The sequence below is a fragment of the Streptomyces sp. NPDC005485 genome (genome assembly GCF_040606085.1).
In the GTDB taxonomy this organism is placed as follows: domain Bacteria; phylum Actinomycetota; class Actinomycetes; order Streptomycetales; family Streptomycetaceae; genus Streptomyces.
Genome location: NZ_JBEXDZ010000001.1, coordinates 231,832 through 252,560, shown reverse-complemented (window position 1 = coordinate 252,560; position 20,729 = coordinate 231,832). Strand labels below are relative to the sequence as shown.

Below are 20,729 nucleotides of genomic sequence, written 5' to 3'. Positions count from 1 at the left end.
GCCCTGGGCCCGGTGCCCGGGCGCTCCCCCCCGCGCCCCCCCCCCCGCTTCCATGCGACTTGGGCGATTTTCGCCCGTTCGACTGCTACGAGGTCTTGACCTTGATGGTGCCGGCGATGATGGCCGCCTTGGCCTTGGCGACCGCGTCGGTGAGCCCGGCGATCTCGGCCATCTTCGGGTTGCTGTCGGCCAGGCCGACGCCGTTCACCTTCAGGTCGAAGGTCTGCGTGCCCGTCAGCGGCTTGCCCTCGTGGACCGACTTGGCGAAGGAGTACACCGCACCGCCGACGTCCTTGAGCGCCGAGGTCAGGATGGAGGCCTTGTACGCGGCCAGCGCCTTCTGGTTGTACTGGTCGGAGTCGACGCCGATCGCCCAGACCTTGGCCTTGGAGGCGGCCTCGATCACGCCCTGACCGGAGAGACCGGCCGCCGCGTAGAGGACGTCCGCCTTCTTCTCGATCTGACCCTCGGCGGCGGCCTTGCCCTTGTCGGGGCTGGAGAAGCCACCCTCCGCGGCGGTCTGCGTCAGGTACTGCGAGATGACCTTGACCTTGCCACCGCTGGTGTCCTTGACGCCCTGCTCATAGCCCGCCTGGAACTTGTGGATCAGCGGAACGTCCACGCCGCCCACGAAGCCCACGACGTTCGACTTGGTGGCCTTGGCCGCCGCGACACCGGCGAGGTACGAGGACTCCTGCTCGGCGAAGACGAGCGAGGCCACGTTCTTGGCCTCGACCACGGAGTCGACGATGCCGAAGCTGGTCTTCGGGTACTTCTTGGCAGCGGCCTCCAGCGCGGGGCCGTAGGCGAACCCGATGCCTACGACAGGGTTGTAGCCCTGCTTGGCCAGCGAGACCAGGCGCTGCTCCTTGTCGGCGTCGGTCTCACCCTCGGTGGGTTCGATGTCGGCGGTCTTGTAGCCGAACTCCTTCTGCGCCTTCTCCAGGCCGGAGAAGGCGGCGTCGTTGAAGGACTGGTCGCCCTTGCCGCCGACGTCGTAGGCGATGGCGAGGCCCTTGCCGCCGGAGCCCTCGCTGCTGCTGCTGCCGCTGTCCTTGTCGCTACTGGTGCCGCCGCAGGCTGTGGCGGCGAGTGCGAGCGACGCGACCCCCACCGCGACGCGGGTCAGGCTGGAAATTCGACGCATCGGAAGTTCCCCATTCTCCAAAGCCCCGCAGTGGGTGCTGAGTTCGGCGCACATTAACGCGCGTAGACCCCGCAGGGAACGGGGTTTCGCCTGGCCGTTATCCATTCGTGCCGATGGCCGGTTACGCCCCTGTGAACCATGGGATCGAATGGTGCTTTTGTGGATACAGCACCCACCACGCCCGTCACCCACCGTTTACGGTGGGTGAGGTCTGCGTGACGGGACGGACGCCTGCGGACGGCCGAAAAGGACTGTGGCCGCGGATGGTGGGCCGCGGGTCGTGGACGATTTCGGCACCACGCTACTGCCGAGGGGTGAGGGGCGCGACTGGACTCGCCCACCCGTGTCACGCGGCTTTTCAGGCTCCGGTGTCGAGCAGCGCCGCCGCCGTGAACATCTCCACGCCCACCGTGATCGCCGACTCGTCCGCGTCGAAGTCGCCCTGGTGCAGATCGCGGCCGCCGCGCTCGCCGGGCGTACGCACACCGAGGCGGGCCATGGCGCCGGGCACGTGCTCCAGGTACCAGGAGAAGTCCTCGCCGCCGAGGCTCTGCTCGGTGTCCTCGATGGAGTGCGGGCCCCGGCGGGCGCTCATCGCGTCCCGCAGCAGATCTGTCACCACCGGGTCGTTGACGACCGGCGGGACGCCGCGGATGTAGTTGATCTCGGACTTGGCGCGGTAGAGGTTCGCGATCTCGTCGATGGCGGCGTGCACGAGGTCGGGGGCGTGCCGCCAGGCGTCGAGGTCGAGGCAGCGCACGGTCCCGGAGAGCTCGGCGTGCTGCGGGATCACATTGCACGCGTGCCCCGACTCGATCCGGCCCCAGGTGACCGCGAGCCCGCTGCGGGCGTCGACGCGGCGGGCGACCAGCGCGGGCACGTCGGTGACGACGCAGGCCGCGGCGGTGACGAGGTCGGTGGTGAGGTGGGGGCGCGCGGTGTGGCCGCCCGCGCCGTCCAGTGAGACTTCGAGCCGGTCGCACGCGGAGGTGATGGCGCCGTGCCGCAGTCCGATGCGCCCCGCGTCCACCTTCGGGTCGCAGTGCACGCCGACGATCCGGCCGACCCCCTCCAGGACGCCCGACTCGATGGCGTCCGGCGCGCCGCCGGGCAGCACCTCCTCGGCGGGCTGGAAGATCAGCCGAACGGGGCGCGGAAGTTGCCCGTTGCGGTGCAGCTCGGCGAGGACGAGCCCGGCGCCGAGGACGACCGTGGTGTGCACGTCGTGCCCGCAGGCGTGGGCGCGGTCGGGCACGGTGGAGCGATAGGCGCAGTCCGCCTTGGTGTCCGGGATGGGCAGCGCGTCGATGTCGGCGCGCAGCGCGAGCATGGGGCGTACGCCGTCCCAGTCGCCGATGTCACAGATGAGACCGGTTCCGATGGCGAGCACACGGGGCTTGAGGCCGGCCTGTTCCAGGCGCGCCTTGATCGCCGCGGTGGTGCGGAACTCCTGGTTGCCGAGCTCCGGGTGCATGTGCAAGTCGCGGCGGAACGCCACGAGTTCGGCGCGCAGTGCCTCGGGCAGCGCGCCGGGGAGCACCGCATCCCCGGGGAGGTCGGCCTCGGACTCTCGGGACATCAGTTGGTTCACCCTCTGAAGGGTAGGGCGACGGGACGGCCAACTGACCCACGATCAACAAAAGTTCAGCCCGTTAGGGGAAGAAAATCTGGCCGTACGACGCATAGCTATCGGTGGGGATGGGTAAACTCGCCCGGCTTTCCGGCCGGTTGGATCTTGGTCCCGCCGATCGGCGCTTCCGGTGACCGGACCCTGGTCCCGCCGCCCGGCACCCCGGTGGCCGGACCCTGGTCCCGTCGAACGATTCGCGTTCCCAGGACTCCACGGTCCCACAGATCGCACCCCGGTTGCGGGCGCGCGCCCCGCGGTCGAGCGGCCCTCAAGAAGCGCCGCCCTCCATTGACGGCCGGAGCCGGCTCAGCAGGGCGTAGAGCGTGGCGCGGTCGTCGTCGTTCAGGGTGTCCAGGGCGCCGTGCGTGGCCTGCATCTCGGCGCGCACGCGGCGGATCGTCTCGCGGCCCTTGTCGGTCAGGACGACGTTCTTGACGCGACGGTCGGTGGCCGAGGGCTCGCGGTGGACCAGGTCCTGCTTCTCCAGGCGGTCCACGATGCCGGTGACGTTGGAGGCGTCGCAGACCAGGCGGTCGGCCAGGCCCCGCATGGGCAGCGGACCGGCGACGACCAGCTGGGCGATGACCCTGGCCTGCATGCCGGTCATCCCGTGGCGTTCCGCCGACCCGACGAAGTCCCGCCACTGGGCGGTGCCGATCGCCGCCAGGAGTTCCAGGAGGTCGAGCTTGGCGGGAACGGCGACGGAGGCGGCGGCGTGCGGAGTGCTGGCGCTCATACGCAGGACTGTAACCCACGGTACTTGAGTACTTCAAACATTAACTTGACTACCTAAAGCTTTTGGGCCTACCTTCTGGGAGTTGCTTGAGGACTTCAAGCTTTCAGTACATGAAGCAAGACGAAGCAAGGCCCGGAGGCCCCTTCCCATGAGCTCCACCAGACCCACCGGGGTCTCTACCGATGCCGCGCCCGCCGCGCCTGCCGCGGGCGCGTCGGCCGCCGGCGGCCGCAACGAGACCGTGATCATCTTCGCGCTGAGCCTCGCCGCGATGGTCGTGTCGATGATGCAGACGCTGGTCGTCCCGATCCTCAGCCTCATCCAGAACGACCTGGACGCCACGTCCGCCCAGGTCAGCTGGGTGACGACGGCCACCCTGCTGTCCGCCGCCGTCTTCACCCCGCTGCTCGGCCGCTTCGGCGACCAGCACGGCAAGAAGGGCACCCTGCTCGCCGTCCTCGGCATCATGGTCGCGGGCTCCGTGCTCGCCGCCGTGACGCACTCGCTCGGCTGGCTCATCGTCGGCCGGGTCCTGCAGGGCGCCGCCACCGCGATCTTCCCGCTGGCCCTGTCCGTACTGCGCGAGGAGGTGCGCCCGGCGAAGCTGCCCGGCGCGATGGCGCTCGTCAGCGGCACCCTCGCCTTCGGCAGCGGGCTCGCGCTCGTCGCCGTGGGCCTCCTGACCGCGGGCGACAACCCCGACTACCGCAGCGCGTTCTGGCTGGCCACCGGCCTTGCCGCGCTCGCCCTGCTCGCCGTCGCCTTCCTCGTCCCGGCCACCCACGAGGACCACCGCAGCGGCGGCCGCACCGACCTCCTCGGCGCGTTCACGCTCGGCGCCACCCTCGTGCTGCTCCTGCTGCCCATCACCCAGGGCCACGAGTGGGGCTGGACCAGCGGCCGTACGCTCGGGGCGTTCGCCGGCGCTGTGGTGATGGCCGTGGTGTGGGTGTTCGTCGAGCGCAGGGTGCGTGAACCCCTCGTCGACATGCGGATGTTCGCCCACCGCCCCGTGCTCTTCGCCAACCTCGCCGGACTGCTCGTCGGCTTCGGCATGTTCGCCCTGTTCATCGGCGTCTCCTACCTCGCCCAGATGCCGTCCGCGCTGACCGGCTACGGCTTCGACGCCTCCGTGCTGCGCGCCGCCGTGGAGTTCCTGCTGCCGAGCACGATCGTGTCGCTGCTCGCCTCGCCGATCGGCGGTCAGCTGGTACGGCACCGGGGGCCGCGCAAGGTCCTCGTCCTCGCCTCGCTCGTCGGGGCCGCCGGGTTCGCCCTGGTCGCGCTGGACCACTCGCACGCGGCGTCGGTCATCGTCGCCGGAATCCTGGTCGGCGCCGGCATCAGCCTGGGCTACGCCTCGATGCCGGCGATCATCGTCACGAGCGTGCCGCCCCGCCAGACCGGTATCGCCAACGGCATCAACTCCATCGCCCGCTCCACCGGCAGCGCGATCGGCAGCGCGATGATCACCACCGTGCTCGCCTCGAAGACGATCGAGAACCTGCCGCCGGGCGTGCCGCAGCTGCCGGCGGAGTCCCAGTTCACCCTGAGCTTCGTGCTCGCGGGCGTGGCCTTCGCGCTGGTCGCCGTGGTCGCCGGGTTCGGGCTGCGGCACATTCACCCGCTGAAGGACGAGAAGGGCGCCGGGTCGTCGGTGACCGGCGGACCGGTGGCCGCCTCGGACGACACGGCCGTGGAAGCGACGGAAGCTGCCGAGGAAACGGCGGCCGTGGCGTCCGAACGGATCTGACGCCTCGGTCCCGGAACCGTCACCGCCACACGGCTGTTGGGCCACGAGGCGTGGGTTCCGGGACCGCCGCGGGCACCCTGCCCCCATGCAGGCGTGCGGATGCGGCGAGGACCAGATCCCCTGGATGCTGGCGAAGTTCGGGTTCCTCGGGACGGCGGGGCTGGTGCTCGCGGGTCTCGTCGTGATGACACTCGTGGGGTGGGCGCTGGGCTGGCTGGTGTGGCTGGCCCGGCGCCCTCGCCGTATCGAGGAGACCGAGCACGACGCGGACACGGGGCTCGCCGGGTTCACCTGGCGGCGCGACGAGGAGCCGTAGGCCCGAAGCGGGGTCTACGCGCGGCTCATCGCGGGCCCTGAGGAACGCAGGAGAGACAGGGCCGGCACGGCAACGGCCAGCAGGGTGAGCGCGAGCAGGGCGGGGATGTGGGCGACCGCCGGGCCCGCGCAGAGGCACAGGAGACCTGCGGCGGCGAGAGCCCGGGGGCGGTGCCCGGTCGTGCGCAGGATGATGGCCGCGGCGGCTACGAGGAAGAGGCCGACGCCCCCCGTGAGGGACCAGGCGACCACGCCGTGGAGGGGCTCGGAGAGGTTGTAGTGGCCGCTGTCGGCCACCTGGTGGAGGGACTTCTTCATGCCGAGGGCCGTGAGGACCACGCCTGCGACCAGGGGCAGGTGGAGGAAGGTGTGGACGTCGCGGGCGAGACGGGTGCGGTCGTCGCCCGTGAGGGCGGTGAGGCGGTGTTCGGCGGTGTCGCCGAGCTGGCGGAAGTACAGGCGCCACAGGCCGGCGACGATAAGCAGACCGGCGGTGGACGCGGCCAGGACGGGGACGCTCACCGGGAGACCGGAGACGCCGACGCCGATCGCGACGATCGACTCGCCCAGGGCGATGATGACGATCAGACCGTGCCGCTCGGCGAAGTGCGCCGGTGAGGCCACTCGCCAGCCCGAGGATCCGGTGAGGTAGATCCCGAGGTAGTCGATCGCCACGGCCCCGAGCCAGATGAGCATCTGCGTGAGACCGGTGAACGCGCTGCCGATCAGGAGCAGGGCGAAGGGCGGCGCGACCGACAGGAGAGCGGTGCGGCGGAGAGTTGCGCGCAGGGCCTGGTCGCCCGGGCTGGAGATCCAGTAACTGACCAGGTGCAGGACGCGAACGGCGCCGTAGCAGAGCACGAAGAGGAGGGGAGCGGGCAGGCCGCCGGGGGCGTCCGCGTAGACCTCCGGGACCGTCAGCGACACGATCAGCACGACCGCCATCACCGCGATCAGCACACCGAACATCGCCCCGGTGTCGGCCCGTACGACGTTGCCCAGCCAGGCGAAACAGCACCAGCACCACCACAGCAGCGCGAGCACCACTCCCCCGCCGAGCAGCCTCAGCGGCGTCGGGTCGGCCGCCATCAGTGCGGTGACCTGGGTGATCGCGTACACGAACACCAGGTCGAAGAACAGCTCCGCGGGTGTCACCCGGTGGCTGTCCTCCGTGGCCACCATGCGTGAACGTTCGCTCGTCATCCGTGCAACTCCCCCTTCGCACCAGGATTTTCCCTGGTCGCCCCGGGCGGCACGATACCCAGGGTTTCGGACGGCGGAGTCGGAACGGCAAGGTCAGACCGCGGTCACCGCCGTGAGCCGGTGCACGTCCCGGGCCGTCCCCGTGACCCCCGACAGGAACCCCTGCGCCCGCGGTGAGGCGTTCTCCGTCAGCCAGGTCGGGTCGATGTCGCAGACGGCGACGCGGACGTCCGTGCCGACGAGGGCCAGCGGGAGGGTGTGGACGACCGTCGAGGGGAAGCTGAGGATCGTGCGGCCGATGGGGCCGCGGCGGGCGATCAGTTCGAGGGGGAGGTCGGGGCGGACGATCTCCAGGCCCGTCTCGGCGGCCAGCCGGTGGAGTTTGTCGACGCTTTCGCGGCGGTGGGCGAAGTAGCGGGTCGCGCCGTGGGCCTTGGCGAGGGAGGCGACGGCTTCGAGGTAGCGCTCGCCGTCCACGACGCCGGTCTCGACGAGGGAGGTGCCGACCAGGTCCGCGCCCTTGGTGATGCGGGGAGGGCCGAAGCGGGCGCGGGTCCAGGCGAAGTCGTTGGCGGTGATACGGACGCCGTCCGGGGCGGAGTCGATGGGCATGGAGGAGAAGACCTCGACCGTGCGCCGGTCGCTCGGGGTCAGGCGCCGACGCGCCGCGCCCGAGACCGGCGCGAAGAGCACGTCGCGTGCCCCCGGGCGGCCGCCGCGCCGGTGCCAGCGCACCAGGCGTTCACCGCGGGCGAGTTGGGCGACGAACTCCATCGTCGCCGTGCCGTCGTCGACGACGACCAGCTCGCGGGCCTTCGTGATAGTCAGAAGCAGTTGTACGTAGCGGGAGAACGGGTCGCCCATCACTATGCGGTGGGCCTTGCGCAGCAGGGGCGCGAGGCCGCCCACCGTGTGGAACGGGGCCGTGGTGCCGCCCCGCGCCTCCTCCCAGCGCACCTGGTACCCCTCGTCGCGGGCGAGCTCAGCCATACGGCGCAACTGCCCCCTTGTCATGGGGTCGTTGGGCGACAGGACGACGAGGGTGAGCCCCGCGCCGGGGTCCTGGAGGGCTTGGGTGTGCGCCCACTCCAGGACGTTCAGCAGCTGCACCGGGCTCTCGACGAAGGCGAGAGTGTGGGGGCCGGAGGAACCGGCGCGGGGGCTCATCGGCGTAAGACCGTCCCGTCGTAAGGGATGTGGAGAGGTGCTCAGACCGCGACGGGCTCGCCCGCGGCCGCGGCGATCTCCGCCTCCGCGACGACGCCCGTGACACGGCGCAGCTTCTTCATCGGGCCGAGCTCGGACTCGTAGACCTTCTTGACGCCGTCGCCGAGGGAGGCCTCGATGGTGCGGATGTCGCGGACGAGGCGGGTGAGGCCCTGCGGCTCGACGGAGGCGGCCTGGTCGGAGCCCCACATCGCGCGGTCGAGGGTGATGTGGCGCTCGACGAAGGCGGCGCCGAGGGCGACCGCCGCGAGGGTGGTCTGCAGGCCCGTCTCGTGGCCGGAGTAGCCGATCGGGACGTTCGGGTACTCGTCCTGGAGGGTGTTGATGACGCGGAGGTTGAGCTCCTCGGCCTTCGCCGGGTACGTCGAAGTGGCGTGGCAGAGAAGGATGTTGTCGCTCCCCAGGACCTCGACCGCGTGGCGGATCTGCTTCGGGGTCGACATGCCGGAGGACAGGATGACCGTGCGGTTGGTCGCGCGCAGGGCGCGCAGCAGCTCGTCGTCCGTGAGGGAGGCGGAGGCGACCTTGTGGGCCGGGACGTCGAACTTCTCCAGGAAGGCGACGGCCTCGGTGTCCCACGGGGAGGCGAACCAGTCGATGTTCTTGCTCTTGGCGTACTCGTCGATCTGGCGGTACTCGTCCTCGCCGAACTCCACACGGTGGCGGTAGTCGATGTAGGTCATCCGGCCCCAGGGGGTGTCGCGCTCGATGTCCCACTGGTCGCGCGGGGTGCAGATCTCCGGGGTGCGCTTCTGGAACTTGACGGCGTCGCAGCCGGCCTCGGCGGCGGCGTCGATCAGCTTGAAGGCGTTCTCGAGCTCGCCGTTGTGGTTGATGCCGATCTCGCCGACGACGTAGACGGGCCGGCCCGGGCCGGCGGTCTTCGAACCGAAGGTGCGCAGACGGGAGTTGGTGCTCATGGTGAGGAAGTTCCTTACTTGTCGAGGGAGTCGAGAGAGTCGAAAGAGGGACCGAGGATCCAGCCGGCGATCTCTCGGATCGCGCCGTCGCCACCGGGAACGGTGGTGACCGCGCGTGCGGCGCCGCGTACGACGTCGTGGGCGCTCGCGACCGCCACGGGCCAGCCGGCGAGGGCGAAGCACGGGAGGTCGTTGACGTCGTTGCCGACGTAGAGCACGCGCTCCGGCGCGATGCCCTGCTCCTCGCACCACTGCTTCAGCGCGAGGTCTTTCCGGTCGATGCCGTGCAGCACGGGGATCTTGAGCTTCCGTGCGCGGGCGGCGACGACCGGGTTCTGCTCCGTGGACAGGATCAGCATCTTCAGCCCGCTCTTGCGCAGGGCCGCGATGCCGAGGCCGTCTCCGCGGTGCACGGAGACGAACTCCTTTCCATCGGAGTCGATCAGCACCCTGTCGTCGGTCTGGGTGCCGTCGAAGTCGAGTACGACCGCGTCGATGTCGTCTGCGGTCGGAAGCGCGCCGGGCCGGTCGGCGTCGAACAGCGGCGCGAGCGCCCTTGCCCGGGCGAGGTCGTGCGGGTCGTCGATCTCCAGCACCCGCGCGGGGTCGGTGCGGACGAGTTCCGTACGCCCGAAGAAGCGGTGCCTGGCGGTACGGAAGCCCGTCGCGTCCATCGCGTAGACCGCGCCGGTCTCCAGGAGGTCCTGGGGGCGGTCCTGGCGGCGCGGGCGGAAGGACTTGTCGTGGTTGATGCCGTAGCCGCCGCTGGTCGCCGTGCCGGTGACCAGGGTGTCGGTGCCGCCCTCGACGGCCGCACGGTCGGCGGCGACGCCCACCGGCGCGATGGGGTCGTCGGCCTCGTCGCGCCACACGAACCCGTGGAAGGGGGCCACGGTCAGCGCCGTGTCCGCGCCCTTCTCGGTGATCGCCTTCACGACCCCGTCGACGTCCTCGCGGACGATGAAGGGGCTGGTGCACTGGACGAGGAGGACGACGTCGACCGAAGCGCCGTGGAGGGCCTCGTGGGCGTCCATGGCGTGCAGGACGGCGGCCTCGGAGGTGGCGGTGTCGCCGGCGATGGCGGCGGGGCGCAGGACGACCTCGGCGCCGGCCTCACGGGCCGCGGCGGCGATCGTGGTGTCGTCCGTGGAGACGACGACGTCCGTGACCAGGCGGGAGGCGCGGCACTCGTGCACGGCGCGGGCCACCAGCGGCATTCCCCCGACGGGGGCGAGGTTCTTCGCGGGGACGCCCTTGGAGCCGCCGCGGGCGGGGATGACGGCGAGCACACGGCGGACGTGCGCCGCCTGGCCCGCTTCCGAGTGGGACATTCGCTGTACTCCTTGGGAGGGGATGGAGGCGCTCACAGCTCGCCCATCCGCCGGATGACGGGCGCCACGCGCTGCACTCCGTGGCGGTAGGCGCCGCGCGCAGCCCGGCGCACGATCTGCCGTACGGGGCTGGGCTCCCGGTCCGCCGCGGGCGCGCCGGGCAGCGGGCTGCCGTCCGGGCCGAGGTGGTGGCGGGCGAGGATGCCGGGGAGGTAGCCGGGTGCGGTGACGGGCGTGTAGTAGGGCCGCAGCGGCGGGAGTTCACCGGCGGCGAGCAGCCCGGTGATCCGGGCGCGCGCCATGTCGAAGGCCGTCTCGTACGAGCCTCCCCCAGACTTCGTCCGGGAGGTGCCCCCAGCAGCGACGCCCTGCCGTGCCACCCACTCCTCCTCGGGCAACGGCTGGTGGCCGTCGTCGAGTTGGTCCCAGGAGGCCAGGCACCCCGAGCCCACGAAGTGGTGGTTGCCGAGCGCCTCGCGCACCCCGAGGTCGGTGAGGACCACGGTGGGGATACGGCGGTGCAGGGACTCCAGGGCCGCCGTGGAGCTGATGGTGACCAGCAGGTCGGTGCGGTCGAGTACCTCGCCCATGTGCCCGTAGACGAGGCGGAAGTTGGCCGGCAGATCGGTCTTCTGGGCCAGCTTCTGGTAGGGCAACTCCTCGATGTGCGTGGTGTGTTCGCCCGGCTTGGAGCGCAGCTTCAGCAGAACCTCGCGGTCCGGGTGGCGGCGTGCGTGCCGGATCAGCCGGTCGAGCAGGTACGTACGGTCCTTGCGGCTCTCCGGTACGGAGGGCTGGGCGGCGAAGACGACCGTGTACGGGTCGTTCTTCGTGTACGTGTCCCCGCCGAGGAAGGGCAGCGCCACCTCCGTCACCGATCCGGCGTCGGCGCCCACCCCTTCGTACACGGCCCGGAAACGGTCCGCGTCCTGGCGGGAGTTGGCGAGGACGAGGTCCGCGCCGTGCCGCAGCAGCAGGCCGTCGGCGAGCTTCTCGTAGACGACGCCGACATAGCCGGTGACGACCACGGGCCGACGTCCGCTCCCCTGCTTCAGGTGTGCGAGTCCGTGCAGCATCGCCTGGACGGCGCCGCCGACGAGGGCGAGCACGAGGACGTCGTACTCCTCCTGCTCCATGGCGCGCAGGAACTCGACGCCGGTGACCTCACGGAGGGAGTCCGCTCGGACGCCGACCTCTTCGAGCTGGCGGGGTGTGGGGGTGGCACGGCCGCGCAGGAGATAGCCGTCGAGCCGGATGTCCGAATCGGCCGGTGCGATGCGGTTCGCGGTGAGCGAACCCCATTTCCACCGGGTATCGGAATCGGCGAGGACGGCGACCCGCGGGGACTTCGTGGTACTTGCTGGCACGTCCTAGACGCTAGGAAGCCATTTCGAGGTGCGGCCCAACCTGAATGCAACAAACGGTTAACAGCACATCGACGAATGGCGAATCGGCCACCGATCGGCTTGAAAATCAGCTGGGTTCACGGTTCCGCCACGCGTCGTTCACCTGAGATCTCCCCGATGGTCAAGACGAATGCCGGGCCGCCACCTAACGTCAAGTGCGTGGTCAAGCTCTCCGTCATCCTGCCATTCTTCAATGTGCAGCGATATGCCCCAGAAGCCCTGAAGAGCCTGCGTGCGAACACGCGGGACGATTTCGAATTCATACTCGTCGACGATTGTTCGACCGACGGGACGCGCGAGATCCTGGAGCGCGCGGCAGAAGACCTCCCGGGCGCCGTTCTCATACGGCGTGAGGAAAGCGGGGTGTCCGCCGCGCGCAATACGGGAATCGACGCCGCCCAAGGCGAGTACCTGACGTTCCTCGACGGCGACGACTGGGTCGCCCCCGGGTACTTCGAGCAACTGGTGGCCAGCATCGAGACGTTGGGCTGCGACTTCGTACGCACCGACCACGTCCGCTGCACGGGGACCGAGCGGGTCATCCACCGGGTGCCGTACGGACTGCGGGACACCGTCATCTCGCCGCGCGACGTGATCCTGCCGGACAACCGCTCGACGCCCGTCGACTACCCCTACTCCTGGGCGGGGATCTACCACCGCCGGATCGTCGACCGGGGTCTGCTGCACTTCCCCGAGCATCTGCACACCGCCGAGGACCGGCCGTGGATATGGCGGCTGCACCGCGAGGCCGAGTCCTTCGCGGTGGCCGGGCGACTGCTCGGCATCTTCTACCGCCGCGGCGTGACCTCGTCGCTGACCCAGATCGGCGACGTCCGCCAGCTCGACTTCATACCGGCGTTCGACCAGGTGATAGCGGAGACGCAGCAGGACCCCGACGCGGAGATCTACCTCCCGAAGGCCGTCCGCACGTACTGCGCGATCATCGCCCACCACCTCAACACGATCGAGAAGTTCGAGCCGTCGGTGGCCCGCCGGCTGCGCTCGATGAGCGCGGCGGCCCTCAAGCGGCTGCCGCAGGACATCCTCGACGACGCCCTCGACTCGATGGACTGGGAGCGCGCCTCGCGGCTGCGCAGGCTGCGCCGCCGTCCCGCCGCGGTGACGGAGGCCGCTTCCGCATGAGCACCCAGATCTTCTGCGCCTCCACGCTGTACGGCGCCGCCACGCTCGCCGCGGCCCTGGACTCCGACTGCTTCCGCCCCGCCGACCGGCGCATCCTGCTGGTCTCCAACAACGCGGGCAACCCCGAAGTGACCAGCGCCATCGACGCGATGCCGGGCTTCGAGCAGCTGTGCGACCGCTTCGACGACGTCATCTCGTGGAACGAGACCATCGCGCCCTTCCACCCGGGCGGTTGGTCGCCGCGGCCCGACGACACCCCGCTGTGGGAGCGTCATCTGCGGCTGCTGTGGGGACTCGGGGACGACGCCGTCGAGCTGGCCGTGGAGTCCATCCAGGTCAACCCGGCCCTCGCGGTCAGCCAGATCTTCTCCGTGGCGCCCGTCGACGTGTACGCGGACGGGCTGATGAGCTACGGCCCCACCCGCTTCAAGATCGACCCGCTGGTCGGCACCCGCGTTCGCCGCCTGCTCCACCTGGACCTGGTGGCGGACCTCAAGCCGCTGCTGCTCACGGAGTTCGGCGTCGAGCCCGAGACCGTGCCGACGGACGCCTTCCTGAAGGTGCTCGGCGCGATCGGCTCCACCGCTCCCGAGCTGCCCGAACTGCCCGCCGACGCCGCACTGCTGCTCGGCCAGTACCTGTCGGCGCTGTCCATCCTCACGCCCGAGGAGGAAGAGGACCTGCATGTACGGATGCTGCGGGGCGCCGTCGGGAAGGGGCACCGCCGGGTGGTCTTCAAGCCGCACCCGACCGCGCCCGCCCGCTACGGCCGCGCCCTGGAGGAGGAGGCCGAACGCCTCGGTGTCGAGCTGACCGTGCTCGACGTGCCCGTGCTCGCCGAGGTCCTCTACGAGCGCACCCGGCCCGCCCTCGTCGTCGGCTGCTTCTCCACCGCGCTGTTCACCGCGAAGACCTTCTACGGGCTGGACACCGCCCGCGTCGGCACCGAGGTCCTGCTGGAGCGCCTGACCCCGTACCAGAACAGCAACCGCGTCCCCGTGACACTGGCCGACGCACTGCTGCCGGACCTGGAGAGCGGGCGTACGGCGCAGGTCGGGAGCCTGACGGGCCTGGTCGAAACGGTCGGGTTCATGATGCAGCCGCAGATCTACCCCGGTCTGTACGAGGCGGCCACCGCCTACCTCACCCGCCGTCCGGCGGGTATCGACCACTACTTCAAGCGCCGCCGGCTCACCGCGCTCGGCCTGCCCGGCGGGCTGCCGACCCGGCTCGCCTTCATCCCGCGCAACGCCACAGTGCGGCGGGTGGCCCGGCGGGTGCGGACCATGAAGAGGACGGCCATCGGGTAGCCCGTCCACGGCCCGCCCGGCGTCCGGTCGCACACATATTCTCAACTCGCTCAGGAGTCAAGAGGGTTAACGAAGCCTTCGTGCTTCGTTAACCCGATATCCCCTCCGTGGCCGGAAATACGGACGGGCCCCGCCCTAGCGTGGCCGGGTGGTCAAGCTCTCCGTCATCGTGCCGTTCTACAACGTTCAGCAATTCGCTCCTGACACGCTCAGGAGTCTTCGCGCGAACTCCCGCGACGATTTCGAATTCCTGCTCGTCGACGACTCCTCGACCGATGGAACCCCCGGGATCCTCGATCGAGCCGTACGGGAGGTTCCCGGCGCCATAGTCCTGCGGCACGAACAGAACAGCGGTCTGGCCACCGCGCGCAACACCGGAATCGACGCGGCCCGCGGCGAATACCTCACCTTCCTGGACGGCGACGACTGGCTCGCGCCCGGATATCTGTCCGAACTCCTCGCGTCGGCGGAGCGTTTGGGCTGCGACTTCGTGCGCACCGACCACGTCCAGACCCAGGCGCGCGCCCGCACCCTGCACCGGGTGCCGGTCGCGCCCCGGGGTGTCGTGCTGTCGCCGCGCGCGGCGATCCTGCCCGCCCACCGCTCGACCTCCGTCGACTACGCGTACGCCTGGGCCGGCATCTACCACCGCCGCCTCGCCGACCGCGGCCTGCTGCACTTCACCGACGGGCTGCGCACCGCCGAGGACCGGCCGTGGATCTGGAAGCTGCACCGGGAGGCGGAGTCCTTCGCCGCGGTGGGGCTGCTCGGCGTCTTCTACCGGCGCGGGATCGCCTCGTCGCTGACCCAGATCGGGGACGTACGCCAACTCGACTTCCTGCGCGCGTTCGACCAGGTGGTGGCGGAGACCGCCGAGGACCGCGACGCGGCCGACCTCCTCCCCAAGGCCGTACGCACCTACTGCGCGATCATCGCCCACCATCTGGGCTCCATCGAGCGGTTCGAGCCGCCGGTGGCACGGCAGTTGAAGTCGAGGAGTGCCGCGGCGCTGCGGCGCATGCCGCAGGACGTGCTCGACGACGCCCTCGACTCGATGGACCTGGAGCGCGCCGGCCGCCTGCGCCGGCTGCGCCGCCGACCCGCCGCCGCGGCCGACCGCCGTGCCCTCACGGCCGCCGGGGTGGGCGTGTGAGCACCCAGATCTTCCTCGCGTCGACGCTGTACGGCACGGCGACGCTCGCCGCGGCGCTGGACACCGGATGCTTCGCACCCGCCGACCGGCGCGTCCTGCTCGTCTCCAACAACGCGGCCACACCCGAGACGACGCCCGCCGTCGACGAGATGCCCGGCTTCGAGCGGCTGCGCGGCCGCTTCGACGACGTCATCTCGTGGAACGTCACCATCTCCCCCTTCCACCCCGGCGGTTGGGCACCGCGCCCCGACGACGTCCCCCTGTGGGAACGGCATCTGCGGCTCGCCTGGGACCTCGGGGACGACGACGTCGAGCTCGTCGTCGAGTCCCTCCAGGTCAACCCGGCACTCGGCATCGCGCAGATCTTCACCGGCGCGCCCGTCACCGTCTACGCGGACGGCCTGATGAGCTACGGCCCCACACGCAGCCGGATCGACCCGCTGGTCGGCGCCCGCGTGACCCGGCTGCTCCACCTGAACCTCGTGCCCGGCCTCGAACCGCTGCTGCTCACGGAGTTCGGGGTCGAAGCGGAGCTGGTGGCGACGGACGCGTTCGTGAAGGTGCTCACCGAACTCGCCGAACTCACCGAGCCCGCCGAAGCCGCCGAACCCGCCGAACTCGCCTTCTCCGGCGAGGAGTTGCGGCTCCCCGCCGAGGGACAGGCACTCCTGCTCGGCCAGTACCTCTCCGCGCTCGACATCCTCACCGCCGAGGAGGAGGAGCACCTGCACGTACGGATGCTCAGGGGCGCGGTCCGACTCGGCCACACCTGCGTGGTGTTCAAGCCGCACCCGACGGCCCCGGCCCGCTTCTCACAAGTCCTGGAGGACGAGGCACGGCGGCTGGGCGCCGAGCTGACCGTGCTCGACTCGCCGGTCCTCGCCGAGGTCCTCTACCAGCGGATGCGTCCCGCACTGGTCGTCGGCTGCTTCTCCACGGCCCTGTTCACCGCGTCCGCGCTGTACGGCCTGCCGGTGGCCCGCATCGGCACCGGCACCCTGCTGGAGCGCCTGACCCCGTACGAGAACAGCAACCGTGTCCCCGTCACCCTCGCGCACGCGCTGCTGCCCGACCTGGAGAGCGGGCAGACGCCCGACGCCGGGGACCTGACCGGCCTGGTCCGCACGGTCGGCTTCCTGATGCAGCCGAAGATCCACCCCGGTCTGCGCGAGGCCGCCGGCGCCTACCTCGCCCACCGGGCACCCGACACCGGCCCGTTCTTCAAGCGCCGCCGGCTCACCGCGCTCGGCCTGCCCGGCGGGCTGCCGACGCGGCTCGCCTTCCTCCCGCGCAACGCGGCGGCCCGGCGCATGGTGCGCCGGGCCCGGGCCGCGGGCACCGCGCTCAAGGCGGTGCGGACCAGGAAGTGAACTCGGCGCGACGGTCCGGGGAACAGCGGGGTCGAGCTGCTGTTTCCGGTTCTGTCCCGACCTAATCTGAGCGGAACCGCTCTCTATGCGGCCGCTTTGAAAGGGAAGGCATAGCCCAGTGACCATCGCCCCGCCCCTGCGGACGGACGGCCAGGCTCCGGTGCCTGATTCCGCTCCGCGCCCCGTGACCGCCCCGGTGACGCGCCTGCGCGCCCTGGACGGGCTGCGCCTGGTCGCCGCGCTGATGGTCGCGGGGTACCACTACGGCGGCCGGGACGGCGAGGTCGCGACGGCCTGGGGCAGCTCACCGGCCCACCAGTTCCCCTCCCTCTCCCCCTGGCTGGCGTACGGCTGCATGGGGGTGCAGATCTTCTTCATCATCAGCGGCTTCGTGATCTGCATGAGCGGCTGGGGCCGGACCCTGCGCTCGTTCTTCGCCTCGCGCGTGGCCCGGCTCTATCCGGCGTACTGGGTGGCGATCCTGCTGATCACGGCCGTGTTCGCGCTGCCGTGGGTGGCGTACAGGACCGTCTCGGCGAGCGACACCATCGTGAACCTGACGATGCTGCAGCAACCGCTCGGCGCGCACCGCGTCCTCGGCGTGTGCTGGACGCTCTGGGCGGAGCTGCGCTTCTACGTCCTGTTCGCGGTGTGCGTCGTCCTGCCGGGAGCCACGCGCAGGCGCGTGCTGATGTTCTGCGCGCTGTGGACCCTCGCGGCGGCGATCTCCGACGCGGTGGACGAGCCGCTGCTGACCACCGTGCTGATGCCGGAGTACGCGTCCTTCTTCATCGGCGGCATCGGCCTCTACCTGCTGCACCGCAACCGCCGCGACGTCGCGGCGTGGGGCGTGGTGGGCGTCAGCTGGGCGCTCGCCCAGCACTACGCGATCGCGTCCCTGTGGCACAAGCCGAACCCCGCGTTCTTCTCCTACCGCCACCCGGCCGTCATCATCGCCGTCGTCACGGTGGGCTTCCTGCTGGTGGGCGCGATCGCGCTCGGCCACTTCCACTGGGCGAACTGGCGCTGGCTCACGGTCGCCGGCGCCCTGACGTACCCCTTCTACCTGGTGCACGAGCACCTGGGCTGGGTCTCGATACAGCTCCTCCACCGCCACCTGGGCCTGCCGTCCTCGGTGACCGTGTTCGGCACGGTGACGGCGATGCTGGTGCTCGCCTGGCTCATGAACCGGTACGTGGAGGAGTGGGCGACGCCCCGGCTGCGCAGGGCGCTGGACCCGAGGCCGACGAAGGCTCGCGCGTAGGCGCGCATGGCGTGCCGCGCGTAGGTCAGCTGATCCCGTAGCGCGCCTCGATCCCCGCCACCACCAGTCGCAGCCCCTCCTCGAAACCCTCCTCGAAGCCCTCGAAGATCTCCTCGCCGGCGGCCGCCGCCAGTGGGAACTCCCGCATGCGGGCGGCGCGTTCCTCGACGTCGTAGCCCTCGCGGCGCTCCCCGGGGAGCGGCTGGACGCCCTGTTCCTCGGTGATGAAGCCGAGGGTGTACATGTACGCGGTCGTGGTGGCACGGACGGCCTGGGGGAGGGTGAAGCCGGCCTCGACGAGGGCGTGCAGGACCACCTCCATCTCGACCGCGTGTTCGGTGCCGGTGAAGCGGGAGCCGCTGAAGACCTTGGCGCCGTCGCGGTAACCGAGCAGAGCGGTACGCAGGCCACGGCTGCCCACGAGCAGTCGCTCCTGCCAGGTGGCGCCCGGGGGGAGGTGCGCGCCCGCGACCATCCGGCGGTACATCTCCGTCGCCATCTCGTCGAGCAGGGCCTGCTTGTTCTTGAAGTGCCAGTACAGGGCCGGGGCCTGGACGTTCAGTTCCTTGGCGATGGCCCGCAGGGTGAGGCCGTCGAGGCCGACCTCGTTCAGCAGCTTCAGGGCCGTCTCGGTGACGAGCCTCTTGTCCAGCTTGGGGGATTTCTGGGTAGCCACGCTTGACAGCTTAACGCCGTTAAGCGCATGCTCCAAAGCATGGAACTTAACGATGTTAAGGAGATGGGCATGAACACGGACGTACTCGTCGTGGGCGCCGGCCCGACCGGACTCGCTCTCGCCCTCGACCTGGCCCGACGCGGCGTGAGCGCCCTGGTGGTCGAGAAGGCCGAGGGGCTCTTCCCCGGCTCCCGCGGCAAGGGGATCCAGCCCCGCACCATGGAGGTCCTCGACGACTTCGGTGTCCTGGACGCGGTCCGCGCGGCGGGCGCCCCCTACCCGGTCGGCATGATCTGGCAGGACGGGGAGCGCGCGGGCGAGCACCGCCTGTTCGAGGCGGGCGAACCGACGGAGAGCGAGCCCTTCCAGGGGCCGTGGATGGTGCCGCAGTGGCGTACGCAGGAGATCCTCTTCACGCGGCTGCGGGAGCTGGGCGGGGAGGTGGCGTTCGGGCGGGAGCTGGTGGGGATCGCGCAGGACGCGGACGGGGTGACGGCCCGGTTCGCCTCCGGGGCGCCGGTCCGCGCGCGGTACGCGGTCGCCTCCGACGGCGGCCGCAGTGCCGTACGACGGGCGCTCGGCATCGGCATGACCGGCGAGACCGTGGACCCCCAGCCGATGCTGGTGGCCGACGTCCGCCTCACCGGACTCGACCGCGAGAACTGTCACGTCTTTCCGCCCACCGGCGACCAGGGCTTCATGGCGGCCTGGCCGCTGCCGGGCACCGAGGACTTCCAGCTGATCGCCCAGTTCGAGGAGGGGACGGTCCCCGATCTGTCCCTCGACGGGATCCGCAAGCTCGTCGCCACGCGCTCTCATCTCGCCGCCGACGCCGTGACCGAGGTGCGCTGGGCCTCCGACTTCCGGCCGCGTGCGGCGATGGCGGACCGCTTCAGGCAGGGCCGGGTGTTCCTCGCCGGGGACGCGGCGCACGTCCACTCACCGGCCGGTGGCCAGGGCCTCAACACCAGCGTCCAGGACGCGTACAACCTGGGCTGGAAGCTGGCGGCGGTGCTGCGCGGCGAGGCCGACGCCGCCCTACTCGACTCCTACGAGGAGGAGCGGCTGCCCAACGCCGCCGCCATGCTCGGCCTGTCCACCGGGGTCCACCGCGGCGAGGTGCGCCGCGGCGAGGCCACCGCGCAGCTCGGCCTCGGCTACCGGGGCTGCTCCCTCGCGGTGGAGACCCGCACGGATGCGGCGGAGGGCGCCCTGCAGGCCGGCGACCGCGCACCGGACGGTGTCCGTGGCGGCGTACGTCTCTTCGACGCGTTCCGGGGCCCGCACTGGACCCTGGTCGCGGTCGGCACGGACCTGCCCGACCTGCCGGGGTACTCCCTCCACGGGGTCCGGATCCCGCCGTACGAGGCGTACGGCACCGGCCTCTTCCTCGTCCGGCCCGACGGGTACGTGGGCTGGGCGGGCGCGAGCGCGGAAGGGTTGGCCAAGTATGCGGCCCGTGTCGGTGCCTAGGAGCTCGCGAGGGAGAGCTTGACGGCGAAGCCGAGGAAGAGGGCGCCCGCGGCGGTGGTCGCACCGGCCGAGAGGCGCTTACGGCGCCGGAAGGCCGCCGCCAGCTTCGTGCCGCTGAATATCAGTGCGGTGAGATAGAGGAAGCTCGCGAGCTGGGCGAAGGCGCCGAGGACGACGAAGGACAGGGCGGGGTAGGCGTAGTCCGGGTCGACGAACTGCACGAAGAAGGCGACGAAGAAAAGGATCGCCTTCGGGTTGAAGAGACTGATCACGAACGCCCGCCGATACGGCCGCTCCTCGACGACCGGCGCGTCCTCCGCCTCCGCCGCCGCCCGCTCGTGCCGGGTCCGCCACATCGCCCACGCGGCCCGCAGCATCCCGACCGCCAGCCAGCTCAGATACCCGGCGCCCGCGTACTTCACGATCCCGAACAGCACCGCGTTCGCCTGAAGCAGCGAGGCGACCCCGGCCGCGGACAGCACCATCAGCACGGTGTCCCCGCACCAGACACCGGCGGCGGCCTTGTAGCCCGTGCGAACACCTCGGCGGGCGGCGACGGACAGGACGTAGAGCGAGTTCGGCCCGGGGAGCAGGACGATGAGGATCAGGCCTGCGAGATAGGTGGGCAGATCGATGACACCAAGCATGAGATGGAGTGTCGCACGGGGGTAC

Annotated in this window: 18 protein-coding genes; 8 read left to right on the top strand and 10 right to left on the bottom strand. The window is 70.8% G+C overall.

Annotated elements, in window-relative coordinates:
• Window positions 1-85 precede the first annotated feature (85 nt).
• The 3 genes from ABZS97_RS01150 to ABZS97_RS01140 form a co-directional block, all read right to left on the bottom strand.
• On the bottom strand, window positions 86-1,147 hold the full coding sequence (locus ABZS97_RS01150; RefSeq protein ID WP_356131949.1) for a BMP family ABC transporter substrate-binding protein: 1,062 nt from the start codon (window positions 1,145-1,147) through the stop codon (window positions 86-88).
• A 358-nt stretch (window positions 1,148-1,505) separates the two neighbouring features.
• Window positions 1,506-2,726, bottom strand: coding sequence for an amidohydrolase (locus tag ABZS97_RS01145; protein ID WP_356131946.1), 1,221 nt, complete (start codon window positions 2,724-2,726; stop codon window positions 1,506-1,508).
• Window positions 2,727-3,045: 319 nt separating this feature from the next.
• Window positions 3,046-3,513, bottom strand: coding sequence for a MarR family transcriptional regulator (locus ABZS97_RS01140; protein WP_356131943.1), 468 nt, complete (start codon window positions 3,511-3,513; stop codon window positions 3,046-3,048).
• A gap of 148 nt (window positions 3,514-3,661) precedes the next feature.
• On the opposite strand from ABZS97_RS01140, the gene ABZS97_RS01135 reads away from it, so the two are divergent.
• Complete coding sequence (locus ABZS97_RS01135; protein WP_356131940.1) at window positions 3,662-5,266, top strand: MFS transporter; 1,605 nt, start codon at window positions 3,662-3,664, stop codon at window positions 5,264-5,266.
• Window positions 5,267-5,351: 85 nt separating this feature from the next.
• Window positions 5,352-5,582 (top strand): hypothetical protein, encoded by a 231-nt coding sequence (locus ABZS97_RS01130; RefSeq protein WP_356131937.1) that lies wholly within the window; start codon window positions 5,352-5,354, stop codon window positions 5,580-5,582.
• Window positions 5,583-5,596: 14 nt separating this feature from the next.
• Here ABZS97_RS01130 and ABZS97_RS01125 read toward each other — a convergent pair whose 3' ends face one another.
• The 5 genes from ABZS97_RS01125 to ABZS97_RS01105 form a co-directional block, all read right to left on the bottom strand.
• Window positions 5,597-6,784, bottom strand: a complete 1,188-nt coding sequence (locus ABZS97_RS01125) for a low temperature requirement protein A (RefSeq protein WP_356131932.1) — start codon at window positions 6,782-6,784, stop codon at window positions 5,597-5,599.
• A 93-nt stretch (window positions 6,785-6,877) separates the two neighbouring features.
• A complete protein-coding gene (locus tag ABZS97_RS01120) occupies window positions 6,878-7,951 on the bottom strand; it encodes a hypothetical protein (RefSeq protein WP_356131929.1) in 1,074 nt (357 codons plus the stop codon).
• A gap of 41 nt (window positions 7,952-7,992) precedes the next feature.
• On the bottom strand, window positions 7,993-8,931 hold the full coding sequence (locus ABZS97_RS01115) for an N-acetylneuraminate synthase family protein (RefSeq protein ID WP_356131926.1): 939 nt from the start codon (window positions 8,929-8,931) through the stop codon (window positions 7,993-7,995).
• Window positions 8,932-8,945: 14 nt separating this feature from the next.
• Window positions 8,946-10,262, bottom strand: a complete 1,317-nt coding sequence (locus ABZS97_RS01110; RefSeq protein WP_356131923.1) for an N-acylneuraminate cytidylyltransferase — start codon at window positions 10,260-10,262, stop codon at window positions 8,946-8,948.
• Between the two features lie 32 nt (window positions 10,263-10,294).
• On the bottom strand, window positions 10,295-11,629 hold the full coding sequence (locus ABZS97_RS01105) for a DUF6716 putative glycosyltransferase (protein WP_356131917.1): 1,335 nt from the start codon (window positions 11,627-11,629) through the stop codon (window positions 10,295-10,297).
• 198 nt (window positions 11,630-11,827) lie between these two features.
• Between ABZS97_RS01105 and ABZS97_RS01100 the strand changes: the two genes are divergently transcribed.
• The 5 genes from ABZS97_RS01100 (at window position 11,828) to ABZS97_RS01080 (ending at window position 17,908) form a co-directional block, all read left to right on the top strand.
• On the top strand, window positions 11,828-12,811 hold the full coding sequence (locus ABZS97_RS01100; protein WP_356131914.1) for a glycosyltransferase family 2 protein: 984 nt from the start codon (window positions 11,828-11,830) through the stop codon (window positions 12,809-12,811).
• Window positions 12,808-14,121: an alpha-2,8-polysialyltransferase family protein gene (locus ABZS97_RS01095; protein WP_356131911.1), complete on the top strand. Its 1,314-nt coding sequence runs from the start codon at window positions 12,808-12,810 to the stop codon at window positions 14,119-14,121. Before ABZS97_RS01100 ends, ABZS97_RS01095 begins: the two co-directional genes overlap by 4 nt.
• 148 nt (window positions 14,122-14,269) lie before the next feature.
• Window positions 14,270-15,274 (top strand): glycosyltransferase family 2 protein, encoded by a 1,005-nt coding sequence (locus ABZS97_RS01090; RefSeq protein ID WP_356131908.1) that lies wholly within the window; start codon window positions 14,270-14,272, stop codon window positions 15,272-15,274.
• Window positions 15,271-16,644 carry a polysialyltransferase family glycosyltransferase gene (locus tag ABZS97_RS01085; protein ID WP_356131905.1) on the top strand — a complete coding sequence of 458 codons (1,374 nt, stop codon included), beginning with the start codon at window positions 15,271-15,273 and terminating at the stop codon, window positions 16,642-16,644. The genes ABZS97_RS01090 and ABZS97_RS01085 overlap by 4 nt, the downstream gene beginning before the upstream one ends.
• Before the next feature lie 160 nt (window positions 16,645-16,804).
• Window positions 16,805-17,908 carry an acyltransferase gene (locus ABZS97_RS01080; protein WP_356131992.1) on the top strand — a complete coding sequence of 368 codons (1,104 nt, stop codon included), beginning with the start codon at window positions 16,805-16,807 and terminating at the stop codon, window positions 17,906-17,908.
• A gap of 25 nt (window positions 17,909-17,933) precedes the next feature.
• Here the strand turns inward: ABZS97_RS01080 and ABZS97_RS01075 are convergent, their stop codons facing one another.
• Window positions 17,934-18,584 (bottom strand): TetR/AcrR family transcriptional regulator C-terminal domain-containing protein, encoded by a 651-nt coding sequence (locus ABZS97_RS01075; RefSeq protein WP_356131902.1) that lies wholly within the window; start codon window positions 18,582-18,584, stop codon window positions 17,934-17,936.
• 69 nt (window positions 18,585-18,653) lie between these two features.
• Here ABZS97_RS01075 and ABZS97_RS01070 point away from each other — a divergent pair, with 69 nt between their 5' ends.
• A complete protein-coding gene (locus ABZS97_RS01070) occupies window positions 18,654-20,057 on the top strand; it encodes an FAD-dependent oxidoreductase (RefSeq protein WP_356131899.1) in 1,404 nt (467 codons plus the stop codon).
• Here ABZS97_RS01070 and leuE read toward each other — a convergent pair.
• A complete protein-coding gene (gene leuE / locus ABZS97_RS01065) occupies window positions 20,054-20,704 on the bottom strand; it encodes a leucine efflux protein LeuE (RefSeq protein ID WP_356131897.1) in 651 nt (216 codons plus the stop codon). The genes ABZS97_RS01070 and leuE overlap by 4 nt on opposite strands.
• Between the last annotated feature and the right edge of the window lie 25 nt (window positions 20,705-20,729).